A 15,152-nucleotide genomic window follows, 5' to 3' on the forward strand; every position below is an offset into this window, starting at 1 on the left:
GATGGTGGGTGGTGAATGGTCAGTAGTGAGTAGTTGGTAGTGAGAGCCCCTTCTATTCACTATTCACTATTCACTATTCACTATTCACTATTCATCCATTCACGCGCCTTGCATCGCTGACGCTCGAATTGTCCTTGAGCTGCGAGAGCAGCCGGTTCAGGTGCTTGAGATCCCAGACCTCAAGATCGATCAGCATTTCGGTGAAGTCGGGCGCGGTGCGCACCATCGACAGTGTATGGATGTTGGCATCGTTCGAGGCAACGACCTGGGCGATGTCGGCAAGCGAGCCCGGCGCATTGATGGCCGTGACCGAAATGCGCGCCGGGAAACGCTCCTTGGTGCGCTCGTCAATATCCCAGCGCACATCGATCCAGCGCTCGGGCTGGTCGTCAAAGGCCTGCAGCGCCGGCGACTGGATCGGGTAAATGGTGATGCCGGTGCCGGGCTGGATGATGCCGACGATGCGGTCGCCAGGCACGGCACCCTCCGGCGCGAAGCGAACCGGCAAATCGCCGCGCACGCCGCGGATCGGAACCGCGCCATCGCGCGGCTGGTCCTTGTCCTTGCGCGCGGCGCGGCCGGGCATCTGGAACAGCATTCCGGCGGCGTTGCGGATCTTCGACCAGCCCTCCTCCCTCTGCTTGGGGGCGCCGACCGTGACGCGCTCGTCCTTATAGTCGGGGAACACCGCCTTCATGACGTCGGTCGAGGCCAGTTCGCCGCGGCCGACGGAGGCGAGCACGTCGTCAATGTCCTTGCGCGCCAGCCGGTGCAGCACCGGCTTCAGGCTCTCCTTGGTGAAATTCTTGCCGGCGCGCTCAAAGGCGCGCTCCAAAATGCGGGCGCCGAGGCCGGAATATTGCTTGCGGATGGCATTCTTGGTGGCGCGGCGGATGGCGGCGCGCGCCTTGCCGGTGACGACCACCGATTCCCAGGCCGCCGGCGGCACCTGCGCCTTGGAGCGGATGATCTCGACCTCGTCGCCATTCTTCAACTCCGTCATCAGCGGCATGATGCGGCCATTGACCTTGGCGCCAACGCACGTGTCGCCGACATCGGTGTGGACGGCATAGGCGAAGTCGATGGGGGTCGCGCCACGCGGCAGCGCGATCAGCATGCCCTTTGGCGTGAAGCAGAACACCTGGTCCTGGAAGAGCTCCAGCTTGGTGTTCTCGAGGAAGTCCTCCGGGTTGTCGCCTTCCGCCAGTTGCTCGATGGTGCGCCGCAGCCAGGCATAGGCGTTGGTCTCCTTCGAGATGGCATGGCCGGCGCCATTCGTCTTGCCGCCAGTATCCTTGTAGATCGAATGCGCGGCGACGCCGTATTCGGCGATCTTGTTCATCTCGCGGGTGCGGATCTGCAATTCGACGCGCTGGCGCGACGGGCCGACGATGGTGGTGTGGATCGAGCGGTAGTCGTTCTGCTTGGGAGTCGAGATGTAGTCCTTAAAGCGGCCGGGCACCATCGACCATGTCGTGTGGATGGCGCCGAGCGCCCGGTAGCAATCCTCGACGGTGTCGACGACGACGCGGAAGCCGAAGATGTCGGAAAGCTGCTCGAAGGAGAGCGCCTTGGCCTCCATCTTGCGGAACACCGACCACGGCTTCTTCTGACGGCTTTTGACGCTGGCCCTGATCGCATGCTTTTCGAACAGACCGGACAGCGCCTTTTCGATCTCGGTCAGAACGCCCTTATTGCGCTCGAATATCTCGGCGAGCCTCGCGGTGACGGCGCGGTAGGCTTCCGGATTGATGTAGCGGAAGGCGATCTCCTCCAGCTCCTCGCGCATGCCCTGCATGCCCATGCGACCGGCGAGCGGCGCATAGATGTCCATCGTCTCCTCGGCGATGCGCAGGCGCTTGGCTTCGGGAACATGGTCGAGCGTGCGCATGTTGTGCAGGCGGTCGGCGAGCTTGACGAGCAGCACGCGCACGTCCTCGGAGATCGCCAGCAGGAGCTTGCGCAGGTTCTCCGCCTGCTCGGCCTTCTTGGAGACGAGGTCGAGCTTCTTGAGCTTGGTCAGGCCCTCGACCAGCTTGCCCATTTCCGGCCCGAACAATTCGTCGATCTCGGCCCTGGTCGCGGTGGTGTCCTCGATCGTGTCATGCAGCAGGGCAACCGCAATGGTCGCTTCGTCCATATGCATATCGGTGAGGATGGCGGCGACTTCGAGCGGATGCGAGAAATAGGGATCGCCGGAAGCGCGCTTCTGGTGGCCATGCTTCTGCATGGCGTAGACGTAGGCCTTGTTCAACAGCGCCTCGTTGACGTCAGGCTTGTAGCGCTGGACGCGCTCGACAAGCTCATACTGACGCATCATGGGCGGGATCTCTCGGTGCTGAAATGAATCATGCGCCGCACTGGTGTGCGGCGCATGTCATAGATAGCCACGAAACTGCCGATACGGAAGTGCCGGATGCTTGATCCAGGCAATTCCAAGAGCTTAGTAGTCGTCGCTCTTTTCCGGCGGCACCAAGCCTTCGATGCCGGCCAGAAGGTCTTCCTCGGTCATGCGGTCGAAAGCGATGTTGTCCTCGGCATCGTCGGCATCGGCCGTCGCGACGGCAGCACCGGTCTGGTCCGCGATCACCTCCCCGTCAGCTTCCGGCTCGTCGACCTCGACGTGCTTCTGCAGCGAGTGGATCAGGTCTTCCTTGAGATCGTCGGGCGACAGCGTCTCGTCGGCGATCTCGCGCAGCGCGATCACCGGGTTCTTGTCGTTATCGCGCGGCACGGTGATCTGCGCGCCCTGGCTGATCTGACGGGCGCGGTGGCCGGCCAGAAGCACGAGCTCGAAGCGGTTGTCGACCTTGTCGATGCAATCTTCAACGGTTACGCGGGCCATGAATTGCCCCTTTCATGCGATGGATTTGATGGAAAACAGGCGCGGTCCATAACCTGAACGCCGCTAAAATACAAGCTTCTTGGCAAGGTGGTGCGGCTTCAGGGGTTATCCAGGCTCAGTGCGGGAAAAGACCCGCGACGATGGCACCGCCGATCACAATTGCTTGCGAGGCACCGACACTGCTTGGATTGCCGCAAAACTGGCGCTATCTCGGATGATAAGGCCGTATGGTCCATCATGGGGCCGCGGGCATGGTCGCCGATGCATTTAGACGACCGCCCATTTTGAAAAAGGACATTTTTCCATGTTCGACCCTCGTGAGAAAATCGCTCTTTTCATCGACGGCGCAAATCTCTATGCCACCTCGCGGGCGCTCGGCTTCGACATCGACTACCGCAAGCTTCTGTCGAGCTTCCAGAAGCGCGGCTATCTGTTGCGTGCCTACTACTACACGGCGCTGGTTGAGGATCAGGAATATTCCTCAATCCGGCCGCTGATCGACTGGCTCGACTATAACGGCTTCAAGGTGGTGACCAAGCCGGCCAAGGAATTCACCGACTCGACCGGCCGCCGCAAGATCAAGGGCAATATGGACATCGAACTCACCGTCGATGCGCTCGAGCTCGCCGACGTCGTCGACCACTATGTCATCTTCTCCGGCGACGGCGATTTCCGCACGCTGGTGGAGGCGCTGCAGCGGCGCGGCCGCAAGGTTTCGATCGTCTCGACGATGGCCTCGCAGCCGCCGATGATATCGGACGACCTGCGTCGCCAGGCCGACCATTTCATCGACCTGATGAGCCTGAAGAACGAAGTCGGCCGCGATCCGTCCGAGCGGCCGGTGCGGCGGCCCGAACCGGCCGAGGTCGACGAGGACGAGTATTGACGACGGCGGCCCTGGTGGCCGCGACCTCCCCCGAACCCGGCCGCGACTGCCCGCTCTGCCCGCGGCTGCATGATTTCATCGCCGACTGGCGGCAGCGCGAGCCGACCTGGTTCAACGCACCGGTGCCGACCTTCCTGCCGCTGGAGGGCGAGGACGCGGTGCGGCTGCTCATCGTCGGGCTGGCGCCCGGCCTGCGCGGGGCTAACCGCACTGGACGGCCGTTCACCGGCGACTATGCCGGCGACCTGCTCTACGGCACTCTGATCGCGCAAGGCCTGGCGCGCGGCGAATTCAAGGCAAGGCCCGATGACGGGCTGCAGCTGGTGCAGACCGCCATCACCAACGCGGTGCGCTGCGTGCCGCCGGAGAACAAGCCGGTAGGCGGCGAGATCGCCACCTGCCGGAGTTTCCTGGTGCCGACGATCGGGCGCTTTCCCAATTTGCGCGCGGTGCTGGCGCTGGGCTCGATCGCACACCAGTCGACGGTGCGGGCACTGGGCGAGCGCGTTGCCGCCTATCCGTTCCGGCACGGCGGACGTCAGGAAGCCGGAAGCATCACGCTGTTCTCCAGCTACCACTGCTCGCGCTACAACACCAACACCGGCGTGCTGACGGAAGCGATGTTCGTCAATGTGTTCAAGGAGATCGCGGCGCTTCTACAGGAATAGAATCGACCGGTGCCGAGGCAAACAGCGCGGCCAGCCTGTCCGCCCCACCCTGCAGCACGTTCAGGTCGACATCGCCCACGATGCCGTCGACGCGGCCCCGGTTGTGGTACTGCCAGTAGATCCAGTCGTCCTCGCCCGGCCGCATGGCCAGCGAGCGCAGCCAGCGCGGGCGAACGGCGATATGCGCCGAGTAGGCCTGAGCCGCCTCGTCGGTGAGATAGACGATCGCCGGCTTGCCGAAGGCCGCCTCGACCGGGCCGAGGAACGCCTGGAGTTCGGTATTCAATTGCTCGGCCGACGGCCGCTGCGGGCAATTGCCGCCGAATTCGATGTCGACCACCGGCGGCAGCAGTGGCTCGCCGCGCGGCACCACCGAGATGAAATTCCTCGCCTGGTCACCGCCCGGCCGGCAGAAGGTGAAGAAGTGATAGGCGCCGACCGCCAGCCCCGCCTCGCGCGCCTCGCGCAGGTTGGTGGCGAAGGCATCGTCGACATGATCGCCGCCTTCGGTCGCCTTGATGACGGCAAAGGCGACGTCGTCGGCGGCAACGCGTCGCCAGTCGATCCGGCCCTGGTGGTGGGAGACGTCGATGCCCCTGACCGGGAATCGGTCGCGATCAGGAGAGAAAGTGTGGAAATAAAACAGCCCGCCCACTGCGGCGATGCACGCCAGAACAAGGCCGGCCAGGACCCAGAGGACGATCCGCTTCTTCAAGACTATCCCCTGCTGTCGGCTCCACATCTCCGCAAGCTGAAGGCGAACTGTTGGCTTTTTTCAGGCTGCTGCTGAGATTTTTCAACCGCGTTGCTTGAGCAGGCGACCCTTCTCGCGCGACCAGTCGCGCTGCTTCTCGGTCTCGCGCTTGTCGTGCAGCTTCTTGCCGCGGGCGACTGCAAGCAAAAGCTTGGCGCGACCGCGATCGTTGAAATAGATCTTGAGCGGCACCAGCGTCATGCCTTCGCGATCGACGCTCTGCGACAGCTTCGCCATCTCGCGCTTGGAGAGCAGAAGCTTGCGGCGCCGGCGCGGCTCGTGGTTGAAGCGATTTGCCTGAAGATATTCCGGCAGGTAGGAATTGATCAGCCAGATCTCGCCACCCTCGGCCGAGGCGTAGGATTCCTGGATGTTGGCCTGGCCCTGGCGCAGCGACTTGACCTCGGTGCCGGTCAGCACCAGGCCGGCCTCGATCGTGTCGAGGACTTCGTAGGAGAACCGCGCCTTGCGGTTCTCCGCAACGGTCCTGTTGTTGGGATCGGCTTTCTTGACTTGATTCATAATGCGGAGAGGTGGCACCTCATCTAGAGCGATTCACCGTTTCATGGAAACGTCGAACCGCTCTATCTAATCATTTTGACGCAATTCCGGACTTTTTCCTGGAATTGCTCTAGTTTATCAAGCCGGCGTGCTTCATCGCCTGGTCGATCTTCTCGGCCGTCGAAGCCTCGATCGTGACCAGCGGCGAGCGCACGACGTTCTCGACCTTGCCCAGCTTCGAGAGCGCGTATTTGGCGCCGCACAGGCCAGGCTCGGTGAAGATCGCCTTGTGCAGCGGCAGCAGGCGATCCTGCAAGTCGAGCGCCGTGGCGCTGTCGCCGGACAGCGTCGCTTCCTGGAACTCCGAGCAGAGGCGGGGCGCGACGTTCGACGTCACCGAGATGCAGCCGACGCCGCCATGCGCGTTGAAGCCCAGCGCCGAGGCATCCTCGCCGGAAAGCTGGATGAAGTCCTTGCCGCAGGTGGCGCGCTGCTCGGAGACGCGCTCGACTTTGCCGGTGGCATCCTTGACGCCGACGATGTTCTTGAAGTCGTGCGCCAACCGACCCATCGTCTCGGGCGTCATGTCGATGACCGAGCGCGGCGGGATATTGTAGATGATGATCGGCAGCTTGGTCGCGCGGGCGACAGCGGCGAAGTGCTCGTAGAGGCCGCGCTGCGTCGGCTTGTTATAATAGGGCGTGACGACGAGCGCGGCATCGGCACCCGCCTGCTCGGCAAACTGCACCAGGCCCACCGCCTCTTCGGTGTTGTTGGAGCCGGCGCCGGCGACGACCGGAGCGCGGCCCTTGGCGACCTCGATGCAGACCTTGACCACCTGGCGGTGCTCGTCATGCGACAGCGTCGGCGACTCGCCTGTGGTGCCCACCGGAACCAGCCCCTTGGTGCCCTCGGCGAGCTGCCACTCGATGAAGGCGCGAAAGGCTTTCTCGTCGAAACGCCCGCTCTTGTCGAACGGTGTAACGAGCGCGGTCAGCGAGCCTCTCAGCATATCATCCAAACTCCTTGGGACTTCGTTGGTTTATGCATCTCGTTGCCCCAAAACCGGTGTCCACTTTTGGGCGACATGCATTCGTGTTTTATCGGTCGGTCTATCGTGCGCGCCTTCTAGCCGAAAGCGAAGCCGCGCACCATAGTCTCGACATTGTTCAGCGGCAAGCATTGCCGTGGTGCCAGTGTCGGCAATTCGAACGACCTCGATAACCTTTTGTTTACGGGCTCTTCACGACCTGAGTTTAGCTTCAAGCCGTCTTGGGCTGCTGGTAATGTGCTCGAACAGGAAATGACGAACCACATGTCAGGCCGGCGGCCCCGTCTTTTCGCGCTTCTGGGCGCGACGCTTGCGCTGATGCCGGTCGCGGCGATCGGCGGGGGCGTCGACGTGCAGACGACGTCGGCTGTCCCGATACCGCCTCTGGCCTATCAGGGCCGGCCGGATGCCCCCGCCTCTCTTTCGACAGATGTCGCGCTTTTGAAGGGCGGCCTCGACAAGCTGGCAGCCAACGACATTGCCGGCGCGCGCCAGGTGCGCGAGGTGCTGCCCGCCAATTCGCTCGACCGCCATATATTGGCCTGGGCGATCGCGCTCTATGGTGGCGACCAGGTGCCGAGCGGCGATATCGCCGATGCCGCACAGATGCTGCCGAACTGGCCGGGCACGATCGCGCTGCGCAAGAACAGCGAGCGCGCGCTCTATCGCGAGAACCCCTCGCCGCAGGTCGTGGTGCAGGCGTTCAAGGGCAGCCAGCCGCTGACCCCGGAAGGGGTGATCATCCTTGCCCGCTCCTATGTCGCCATTGGCAACGCCAAGGCGGCGCGCTCAGTGCTGTCGCCGTTCTGGCGAACGGAAAGACTGGAAGCCAAGGACGAGGCGACCATCATCAAGGAGTTCGGCACGCTCATTCCCGCCGCCGACCACCGCTTCCGCATGGAACGCATGTTCTATGCCGATCGGCCTTCCTCGGCGCTGCGCGTGGCAGCGCTCGCAGGCGCCCAGCCGCTGGCCGATGCCTGGACGGCGGCCAGCCGTGGCGACAAGAACGCGGCCAAGCTGCTCAAGTCCGTGCCCGCGGCGCAGCGTCAGGCCGGCTATTTCTTTGCCGAGGCCGAATATCTGCGCAAGCAGCAGAAATTCGCCGACGCCGCCACAGTCGTGATGAAAGCGCCGACCGATCGCGAGGCACTGGTCGATCCCGACGCCTGGTGGGTGGAACGCCGGGTGCTGTCGCGCGAGCTGGTCGACCAGGGCGACATGAAGACGGCCTACAAAATCGTCTCCATGCACGCGGCCGAAAGCCCAGCCAGCGCCGCAGAGGCCGAGTTCCACGCCGGTTGGTATGCGCTGCGCGGCCTCAACGACCCGGCTACCGCGGCTACCCACTTCGCACGCATCGCCGACCTCGCGCAGGGGCCGGTGTCGCTGTCGCGCGCCTATTACTGGCTCGGCCGCGCGGCCGAAGTGGGCGGGCCCGGCGACGCGAAGGCGTATTTCACCCGCGCGGCTGCCTATGGCACCACTTTCTACGGCCAGCTCGCCGGCGAGCGCGTGGGCTTGCGGACTCTCAACATCGCCTATCCGCAGCCAAGTGCCGCCGACCGGCAGAATTTTGCCGGCCGCGAGGCGGTCAGCGCCATCAAGCGGCTGCAGGAGGCGGGCTATGACCGCTATGCCGAGACGCTCTATCGCGACCTTGCCGGGCAGTTGACCAGCCCCGGCGAGCTGGCGCTGCTTGCCGTGCTCGCCGAAAAGCAGGGCAACCATTTCATGGCGCTGAAGGTCGGCAAGATCGCCGCCGCGCGCGGCATCGATGTCGGCGCGCTGTCGCACCCGCTTGGCGTCATCCCCGACACCGCCGACATTTCCGGGTCCGGCAAGGCGCTGGCCTATGCGATCGCGCGCCAGGAAAGCGAGTTCAATGTCGGCGCGATCTCCAGCGCCGGCGCGCGCGGGCTGCTGCAATTGATGCCGGGCACGGCCAGGCAATTGGCGAAGAAGGCCGGGCTGACGTTCTCGCAGACGCGGCTGACCAGCGACGCCGGCTATAATGCGACGCTGGGCGCCGCTTTCCTCGGCGAGCAACTCGACCGCTTCAGCGGCTCCTACGTGCTGACTTTTGCCGGCTACAATGCGGGTCCCAACCGCGCCGCCCAATGGGTGGCCAAATACGGCGACCCGCGCGGCAAGGACACGGATGCCGTCGTCGACTGGATTGAGCGGATTCCCTACACGGAAACAAGAAGCTACGTGCAGCGCGTGATGGAGAATTACGAGGTCTACAAGATGCGTATTTCCGGGAAGTACGACATCGTCGGAGATCTGGTGAATGGGCGGAGTTGAGTCGCTCCCTTCTCCCACAAGAGAAGAGGGGAACAGCCTCGCTGGATTTGACCGCCCCCCGCCCCCGCCTGTAGCACTCGCGGACGATCCGACAATGGCGAGGAATCGCGTCCGCATGCCAAACGAAGGTTTCTCCGACTTCTTCTATGATGCGCCGGATGGGCTCAGGCTTCACGCGCGACTCTATGGCGGGACCGATTCCCCACATTGGCCTGTCGTCTGCCTGCCCGGCCTCACCCGCAACGCGCGCGACTTCCACGAATTGGCACTGCGCCTGTCGAGCCAAACCGAGCGCAGGGTTGTCGCCTTCGACTATCGCGGGCGCGGGCAATCGGCCTATGACCCTGATATCAGCCATTACACTGTCGGCGTCGAGGCCGGCGATGTCCTGGCCGGGCTGGCGGCACTGGACATCGAGGACGCCGGTTTCATCGGCACCTCGCGCGGCGGGCTGATCATCCATGTCCTCGGCGCGATCGCGCCGGCGGTGCTGAAGGCCGTCGTTCTGAATGACATCGGCCCGGTGATCGAGGCGCCCGGCCTCGCCCATATACGCTCCTATCTCGACGGCGCACCGAAGCCGAGGACGTTTACCGAGGCACTCAGTGCCCAGCGCGGCGTGCATGGCGCAGACTTTCCGGCACTGACCGAAGCGGATTGGGAGCGAATGGTGTCGGCGCTCTATCGCGAGACCGACGCCGGGCTGATGTCGGATTTCGACCCAAGGCTGGTCGATACGCTGGCCGGTCTCGACTTCAGCAAGCCGCTGCCCGATCTGTGGCCGCAATTCGAGGCGCTCACGGCGTTGCCGCTGCTTGCCATACGTGGCGCAAACTCCAAGCTGCTGTCAGCAGCAACGCTTGCGGAGATGCAAAAGCGCCATCCCGGCATGGAAGCAATCACGGTCGAGGGCCAGGGTCATGCGCCGTTCCTCGAAACGGGCACCTTGCCTGTCGCCATCGCCGCGGTCCTGGATCGGGCGGAGCGGAAAATCCAAAAGAAGTAATCCAAAGTTCAAAATCGGCCGATGAGCTATTGCAACAGTATAGAAACACTTAGAAAGGCAATCGCTTCCGGAATTACGGCAACCGGTTCTGAACGTCGGCGCCGCCCTCATCCCCTTCGGCACCTTCTCCCAGTGAACGGGGAGAAGGAAACGAGCTAGTTGGCCCTGGAACTTTTCCCGGCTGCTTTCACCGCAGCCGCTTCGCGCTTCGGCTTACGCGCCGGCTTTGAGGATGTGGGCGTGGTCAAGGGCGAGGAAAACATGGAATTTTCCGCGCCCTTCGCCGCCCCGTCGTTGCGCGGCGTTTCCAGCACGAAGACGCAGCCGTCAAGGTCGTTGGTGGCGAGATGCGCGTAGCGCATGGTCATCGACAGCGTCTGGTGGCCGAGCCACATCTGCACGCGCCTGATGTCGATGCCGCCCTGGACGAGTCGCGAGGCGCAGGTGTGGCGCAGTATGTGCGGCACCACCTGTTCGTCGGCGGCAAGGCCAACCTCGCCCTTCGCCTCATTCCAGATGGCGCGGAATTGCGCCTGGCTGAACGTGGTGAAGGGGCCCTTGGGACGGCGTCCCTCGGTGACTGGCAGCTTGATGACTTCCTTGACGCGAGCGGTCATCGGAATGGTCCGGCTGCGACCGGACTTGGTGATCCAGAAGGAGACGCGGTGCTCCTGGATGTCGTTCCAGATCAGGCCGAGCGCCTCGCCGAGGCGGCAGCCGGTGTCGACAAGGAAGACGGCGAGCCGGTAAGCGTCCTCGCTGCGGCTCCTGATCGCCGCAAACAGCCTCGCCTCTTCGTCCTTTTCCAAGAAACGAATCCGTCCCGCCCGCTCCTTCTGGCGGCGGAACTCGGGCAGGCTGTGGATATCCCCCATCTTGTGAGCCTTGCGCAGCAGTTTGCTGAGAGCGGCCATCTTACGATTGATGGTCGCGTTGCTGTTGCCGCGCTGGCGCAGGGTTCCGATAAGGTTGTCCAGGGTGCTCTGGTCAAAGGCGCTGAAACGCTCCCCGAGGAGGATCTCATCGATTTCGCCGATGAAAGAGCTGACATTGTATTTATGTCGCCCATCATCCCAGAGTATATCCCGATATGCTGAAAACAGCTCTCCGACCCGATACGACTTTACTTCTCTTATCTTGTTGTAGCTGTATTTTATTTTTGCAGTCTGAGAAGAAAAGATCGCGAAATGGTCAGAGGGCACCCCCTCTTGAATCGCTTCGTTCGTCATTTTTTGGCCACACCCCCACGTGGATAGGCGACACCTATCCGCTCGGAAGCGTCCTTTCAAGAGTTTAAGTCAGACAAAACGATCTCATCCGCCAGGAGGGCGGATCCCACGAAATCGCTTGAGCAGACTTCAATTCAGCTACCGAACCCCCTTTTCCTTCTGTTGCCCAGCCCAGTCACGAAAACAAAACAGCCCGGGCGTTTGGAGCGCCCGGGCTGGATTTCACCTGTGGACAACCAGTCCTTAGAACGAGCGCTGGAAGCGGACCATGCCGCCGATGGCGTCGTCGTCCTGAGCGTTGGTCCAATCGGAGACGGTATCTTCGCCGACGTTGATGTAGTCGACTTCGGCCGTGATCGTCAGGCCGGGGACGATGTCGTAGGCAATGTTTGCGGCAGCGCCGAAGTTCTTGCCTTCGTCATAAGACAGCTGGGTGTTGAACGAGGTCTTCTCGTTGAACTTGTAGGTGGCGCCGCCCCAGATTGCCCAGTTGCCGCTCCACTGCTTGTAGAAGCCGCGACCGCCAGCGTCGATCGCATTGCCAGCGTCATCCAACAGATTGTCGTCGGTGCCGTAGCCGGCCATGACGAACAGCGAGATCGCGTCGGTGGCGTTGACGTCCAGGCGAACCTTGCCGGCGACTTCCTCGTAGTTGGCGTCATAGGCGACGACGCCGGTGATGGCGCCCCAGCCCTGCGTGTACTTCAAGCCGCCGACGACATGCGGAACGTAGCTGTCGATCGTGCCGACGACGCCCGAGCCTTCTTCGAGCGAGAGGACGGCGGAGAAACCGTTGCCGGCGTCGAAGTAGTACTGGATGACGTTGGTGTCGAAGTCACCGTACGGAACCAGCGTATCCTGGATGACGTTGCCGGCGTAGCCGATGAACGTATTGAAGGCCGATTCGTCCTTACCGACGCGGAGGCCACCGAGCTGGATCCAGGCGAAGTTCAGCGAAACGCCCTTGTTGCCGGCCGGGTTGGAGAAGGTCTCATCCGCCAGCGTCGCCGGATTGTCCTCGATGCCGTAGGTGTTGCGGTTGCCGAAGTTGAAGCGGGTCTCGGTGAAGGTCTTCAAGGTGCCGAGCTCGGTCTCCTGGCCGGTCCAGGTCTTCAGCGTGAAGCGGGCCTGCTTGTACCAGGTGTCCTGCTCGTCGCCATCCTGGTGGTCGACTGACGACGCACCGTCGAACGAGCCGACGTCGCCAAAGCCGATGTCGTAACGGACATAGCCGCCGATGCGCAGGCAGGTTTCGGTGCCGGGGATGTAGAAGTAGCCCGAGCCGTACACGTCGCAGATCTTGACGTATTCAGCCGGTTCCGGCTCGGCGACGACAACGGCGTCGGCGGCGCGCGCACCGGAAACTGCGATCAGGGCCGCAGCTGAGCCGAGAAGAAGGCTCTTGATGTTCATTTTCTGACCTCCAGTCAGAATCGAACGAAATGTCGGAGCCGAAGGTTGGTGTTCCGACAGTAACAAATTGATATTTCTAATTTTTTTCGGAAAACTAGGGATTCCGCGTCGACCATCAGGGGATCGACTCCACCTGTTTCGTGGACATTGGCAGGCGAAAGTGCGTCGCGACGCGCGCCGCCGATTCTGCTTTTGCAAGGGATTCGCGGGATTCGTTCTGCTGCAGCTGCGCGGCGCGAGCAGGGTGGCGGAGAGGATGGGATTCGAACCCACGAGAAGCTTTTGACCTCTACTCCCTTAGCAGGGGAGCGCCTTCGACCACTCGGCCACCTCTCCGTTGCGCCGCTGGATAAAGAAAAGCGTCGGCACAATCAACAAGCCGGCGTCATTATCGCGGAAAAATCGGCGCTTCGCCGCAGTGCCGCTTCGCCATGCGGCGATTCTGGGGCAATTCCCTGGCCGCCGACTCGGCCCGCGCGCCGCAATTCTGACGGTCCAGCGCCGGATTCGGGCCGTCCGGCAAAGGATTCGCGCCGATTGCAACGGGTGCGAGCGCCTCGATAGTTAACGAGAGCTTTCTGAGTGAGGCCAAATCGTGTCATTTGTGCAACAACGCTCGGGGATAGCGCCCGGACAGCCCGTCCGCCGGTACGATCGTGGTTGAACGCCGCCGCCTCATGGGTAATGTCGGGTTTGAAGGAGCGGCGCGGTGCGCATCTTTTTCGGTAGTGGGGATGGGGCAGGGAACGCTGTCCTTCAGCAAAGAATACCCAGACCCGTTTTTTAACTTTTGACTGGAGGTCAGAAAATGAACATCAAGAGCCTTCTTCTCGGCTCAGCTGCGGCCCTGATCGCAGTTTCCGGTGCGCGCGCCGCCGACGCCGTTGTCGTCGCCGAGCCGGAACCGGCTGAATACGTCAAGATCTGCGACGTGTACGGCTCGGGCTACTTCTACATCCCCGGCACCGAAACCTGCCTGCGCATCGGCGGCTATGTCCGTTACGACATCGGCCTCGGCGACGTCGGCTCGTTCGACGGTGCGTCGTCAGTCGACCACGAGGACGGCGACGAGCAGGACACCTGGTACAAGAACGCCCGCTTCACGCTGAAGACCTGGACCGGCCAGGAAACCGAGCTCGGCACCTTGAAGACCTATACCGAGACCCGCTTCAACTTCGGCAACCGCAACACCTACGGCATCCCGGACGATCCGGCGACGACGGCGACGGATGAGACCTTCTCCAACCCGGCCGGCAACAAGGGCGTTTCGCTGAACTTCGCCTGGATCCAGCTCGGTGGCCTCCGCGTCGGTAAGGACGAATCGGCCTTCAATACGTTCATCGGCTACGCCGGCAACGTCATCCAGGATACGCTGGTTCCGTACGGTGACTTCGATACCAACGTCATCCAGTACTACTTCGACGCCGGCAACGGTTTCTCCGCCGTCCTTTCGCTCGAAGAAGGCTCGGGCGTCGTCGGCACGATCGACAGCTACGTTCCGCATGTCGTCGGCGGCTTGAAGTACACGCAGGGCTGGGGCGCCATCACTGGCGTCGTCGCCTATGACGCCAACTACGAGGAAGTCGCCGGCAAGGTTCGCCTGGACGTCAACGCCACCGACGCGATCTCGCTGTTCATCATGGCGGGCTACGGCACCGACGACAACCTCACGGACGGCACCTGGGCAATCCCGGCTGGCGGTCGCGGCTTCTTCAAGCAGTGGGGCGGCAACTGGGCGGTCTGGGGTGGCGGCACCTACAAGTTCAACGAGAAGACCTCGTTCAACACCCAGATCTCGTATGACGATTGGGAGAACCTCGGCATCGCAGCGAACATCGCCTACGACATCGTGCCCGGCTTCACCGTCACGGCCGAAGTCGACTACCTGCACGCAGGTCAGTTCGATGACGCCGGCTTCTCCAACTGGACCAACGCCGACAGCAAGAACAGCGTTGGCGGTCTCCTCCGCTTCCAGCGCTCGTTCTAACAGGCCCTGGCTGACCGAAATCGAACCCGGCGGGCAACCGCCGGGTTTTTTCGTACAACGGCGACGCGATTATCAAAGTCGCGCGATGCGCCGGAAAGTCCCCGGCTTCGTCACCCTCGGGCGGGGCGGGAGCGAAGCGACCGCGCAGACCTGAGTATCCATGCCGTAACCTCGCGGCAGCGCTCCGACGTCTCAGAACCGAACGGTACTGCCCGGTTCCGCGAAAGAGGTCGAACTGGGTTGGTTTTCTCGATCAGCTCGACCTTCCACCAGCGGCCAGCGTTTAGCGACTCTCGCGCTGAACGGCGTCACGGACGTCGAAATACGCCTCGTACCAGCCACCGCAGCGGCTGGTGAAGCACGGACCCTGACCGGACTTGTGCTGCGGTATGCGGCGACCGAGGTCGTTTGTGGCGCCGATGTAGATCGCGCCCCACTTCCGGATTGCGGTCATGTGGACGTAGCCGGTCATGAGCAACGGCTATCCAGCAATCGGTCGGCAAAT

General features: G+C 62.8%; 12 protein-coding genes, 1 tRNA gene and 1 pseudogene. 5 read left to right on the forward strand and 9 right to left on the reverse strand.

Annotation, left to right across the window (positions count from 1 at the left end; genetic code table 11):
- Positions 1-91 precede the first annotated feature (91 nt).
- Positions 92-2,320 carry a bifunctional (p)ppGpp synthetase/guanosine-3',5'-bis(diphosphate) 3'-pyrophosphohydrolase gene (locus EJ073_RS10830; protein ID WP_126055719.1) on the reverse strand — a complete coding sequence of 743 codons (2,229 nt, stop codon included), beginning with the start codon at positions 2,318-2,320 and terminating at the stop codon, positions 92-94.
- Positions 2,321-2,443: 123 nt separating this feature from the next.
- The gene (gene rpoZ, locus EJ073_RS10835; protein ID WP_126055720.1) at positions 2,444-2,845 is read right to left on the reverse strand and encodes a DNA-directed RNA polymerase subunit omega; all 402 of its coding nucleotides are present in this window, start codon (positions 2,843-2,845) and stop codon (positions 2,444-2,446) included.
- Between the two features lie 304 nt (positions 2,846-3,149).
- Between rpoZ and EJ073_RS10840 the strand changes: the two genes are divergently transcribed.
- Positions 3,150-3,731 (forward strand): NYN domain-containing protein, encoded by a 582-nt coding sequence (locus EJ073_RS10840; RefSeq protein WP_126055721.1) that lies wholly within the window; start codon positions 3,150-3,152, stop codon positions 3,729-3,731.
- Positions 3,728-4,399: a uracil-DNA glycosylase gene (locus tag EJ073_RS10845; RefSeq protein WP_189347311.1), complete on the forward strand. Its 672-nt coding sequence runs from the start codon at positions 3,728-3,730 to the stop codon at positions 4,397-4,399. The genes EJ073_RS10840 and EJ073_RS10845 overlap by 4 nt, the downstream gene beginning before the upstream one ends.
- On the opposite strand, the gene EJ073_RS10850 is transcribed toward EJ073_RS10845, so the two are convergent.
- The 3 genes from EJ073_RS10850 to dapA all read right to left on the reverse strand — a co-directional run bounded on the left by EJ073_RS10850 (position 4,368) and on the right by dapA (position 6,666).
- Positions 4,368-5,114 carry a GH25 family lysozyme gene (locus EJ073_RS10850; protein WP_126055722.1) on the reverse strand — a complete coding sequence of 249 codons (747 nt, stop codon included), beginning with the start codon at positions 5,112-5,114 and terminating at the stop codon, positions 4,368-4,370. The two genes, EJ073_RS10845 and EJ073_RS10850, sit on opposite strands and share 32 nt — an antisense overlap.
- Positions 5,115-5,195: 81 nt before the next feature.
- Positions 5,196-5,675, reverse strand: coding sequence for an SsrA-binding protein SmpB (gene smpB, locus EJ073_RS10855; RefSeq protein WP_126055723.1), 480 nt, complete (start codon positions 5,673-5,675; stop codon positions 5,196-5,198).
- 109 nt (positions 5,676-5,784) lie between these two features.
- Entirely contained in the window at positions 5,785-6,666 is an 882-nt protein-coding gene (dapA, locus tag EJ073_RS10860) for a 4-hydroxy-tetrahydrodipicolinate synthase (protein WP_126055724.1), read from the reverse strand.
- Positions 6,667-6,969: 303 nt separating this feature from the next.
- Here dapA and EJ073_RS10865 point away from each other — a divergent pair, with 303 nt between their 5' ends.
- Both EJ073_RS10865 and EJ073_RS10870 read left to right on the forward strand, forming a co-directional pair.
- On the forward strand, positions 6,970-9,012 hold the full coding sequence (locus EJ073_RS10865; protein ID WP_126059166.1) for a lytic transglycosylase domain-containing protein: 2,043 nt from the start codon (positions 6,970-6,972) through the stop codon (positions 9,010-9,012).
- A 115-nt stretch (positions 9,013-9,127) separates the two neighbouring features.
- Positions 9,128-10,018 carry an alpha/beta hydrolase gene (locus EJ073_RS10870; RefSeq protein WP_126055725.1) on the forward strand — a complete coding sequence of 297 codons (891 nt, stop codon included), beginning with the start codon at positions 9,128-9,130 and terminating at the stop codon, positions 10,016-10,018.
- A 155-nt stretch (positions 10,019-10,173) separates the two neighbouring features.
- Here the strand turns inward: EJ073_RS10870 and EJ073_RS10875 are convergent, their stop codons facing one another.
- The 3 genes from EJ073_RS10875 to EJ073_RS10885 form a co-directional block, all read right to left on the reverse strand.
- Positions 10,174-11,247, reverse strand: coding sequence for a site-specific integrase (locus EJ073_RS10875; protein ID WP_126055726.1), 1,074 nt, complete (start codon positions 11,245-11,247; stop codon positions 10,174-10,176).
- A 243-nt stretch (positions 11,248-11,490) separates the two neighbouring features.
- Positions 11,491-12,660 (reverse strand): porin, encoded by a 1,170-nt coding sequence (locus EJ073_RS10880; RefSeq protein WP_126055727.1) that lies wholly within the window; start codon positions 12,658-12,660, stop codon positions 11,491-11,493.
- Between the two features lie 245 nt (positions 12,661-12,905).
- Positions 12,906-12,996: transfer RNA gene (locus EJ073_RS10885), tRNA-Ser, on the reverse strand.
- Positions 12,997-13,468: 472 nt separating this feature from the next.
- Between EJ073_RS10885 and EJ073_RS10890 the strand changes: the two genes are divergently transcribed.
- Positions 13,469-14,647 carry a porin gene (locus EJ073_RS10890; RefSeq protein ID WP_126055728.1) on the forward strand — a complete coding sequence of 393 codons (1,179 nt, stop codon included), beginning with the start codon at positions 13,469-13,471 and terminating at the stop codon, positions 14,645-14,647.
- A 211-nt stretch (positions 14,648-14,858) separates the two neighbouring features.
- Here EJ073_RS10890 and EJ073_RS31530 read toward each other — a convergent pair.
- A pseudogene (locus EJ073_RS31530) lies at positions 14,859-15,119 on the reverse strand (GIY-YIG nuclease family protein); the annotation flags it as partial.
- Positions 15,120-15,152 lie beyond the last annotated feature (33 nt).

Origin of the sequence: Mesorhizobium sp. M4B.F.Ca.ET.058.02.1.1 (assembly GCF_003952505.1) — a bacterium.
In the GTDB taxonomy this organism is placed as follows: domain Bacteria; phylum Pseudomonadota; class Alphaproteobacteria; order Rhizobiales; family Rhizobiaceae; genus Mesorhizobium.

What these genes read in the sequence shown, in the direction of transcription:
- EJ073_RS10830 (WP_126055719.1), bottom strand. Translation starts at nt 2,320, where the DNA reads ATGATGCGTCAGTATGAGCTTGTCGAGCGCGTCCAGCGCTACAAGCCT.
- rpoZ (WP_126055720.1), bottom strand. Translation starts at nt 2,845, where the DNA reads ATGGCCCGCGTAACCGTTGAAGATTGCATCGACAAGGTCGACAACCGC.
- EJ073_RS10840 (WP_126055721.1), top strand. Translation starts at nt 3,150, where the DNA reads ATGTTCGACCCTCGTGAGAAAATCGCTCTTTTCATCGACGGCGCAAAT.
- smpB (WP_126055723.1), bottom strand. Translation starts at nt 5,675, where the DNA reads ATGAATCAAGTCAAGAAAGCCGATCCCAACAACAGGACCGTTGCGGAG.
- dapA (WP_126055724.1), bottom strand. Translation starts at nt 6,666, where the DNA reads ATGCTGAGAGGCTCGCTGACCGCGCTCGTTACACCGTTCGACAAGAGC.
- EJ073_RS10865 (WP_126059166.1), top strand. Translation starts at nt 6,970, where the DNA reads ATGTCAGGCCGGCGGCCCCGTCTTTTCGCGCTTCTGGGCGCGACGCTT.
- EJ073_RS10870 (WP_126055725.1), top strand. Translation starts at nt 9,128, where the DNA reads ATGCCAAACGAAGGTTTCTCCGACTTCTTCTATGATGCGCCGGATGGG.
- EJ073_RS10875 (WP_126055726.1), bottom strand. Translation starts at nt 11,247, where the DNA reads ATGACGAACGAAGCGATTCAAGAGGGGGTGCCCTCTGACCATTTCGCG.
- EJ073_RS10880 (WP_126055727.1), bottom strand. Translation starts at nt 12,660, where the DNA reads ATGAACATCAAGAGCCTTCTTCTCGGCTCAGCTGCGGCCCTGATCGCA.
- EJ073_RS10890 (WP_126055728.1), top strand. Translation starts at nt 13,469, where the DNA reads ATGAACATCAAGAGCCTTCTTCTCGGCTCAGCTGCGGCCCTGATCGCA.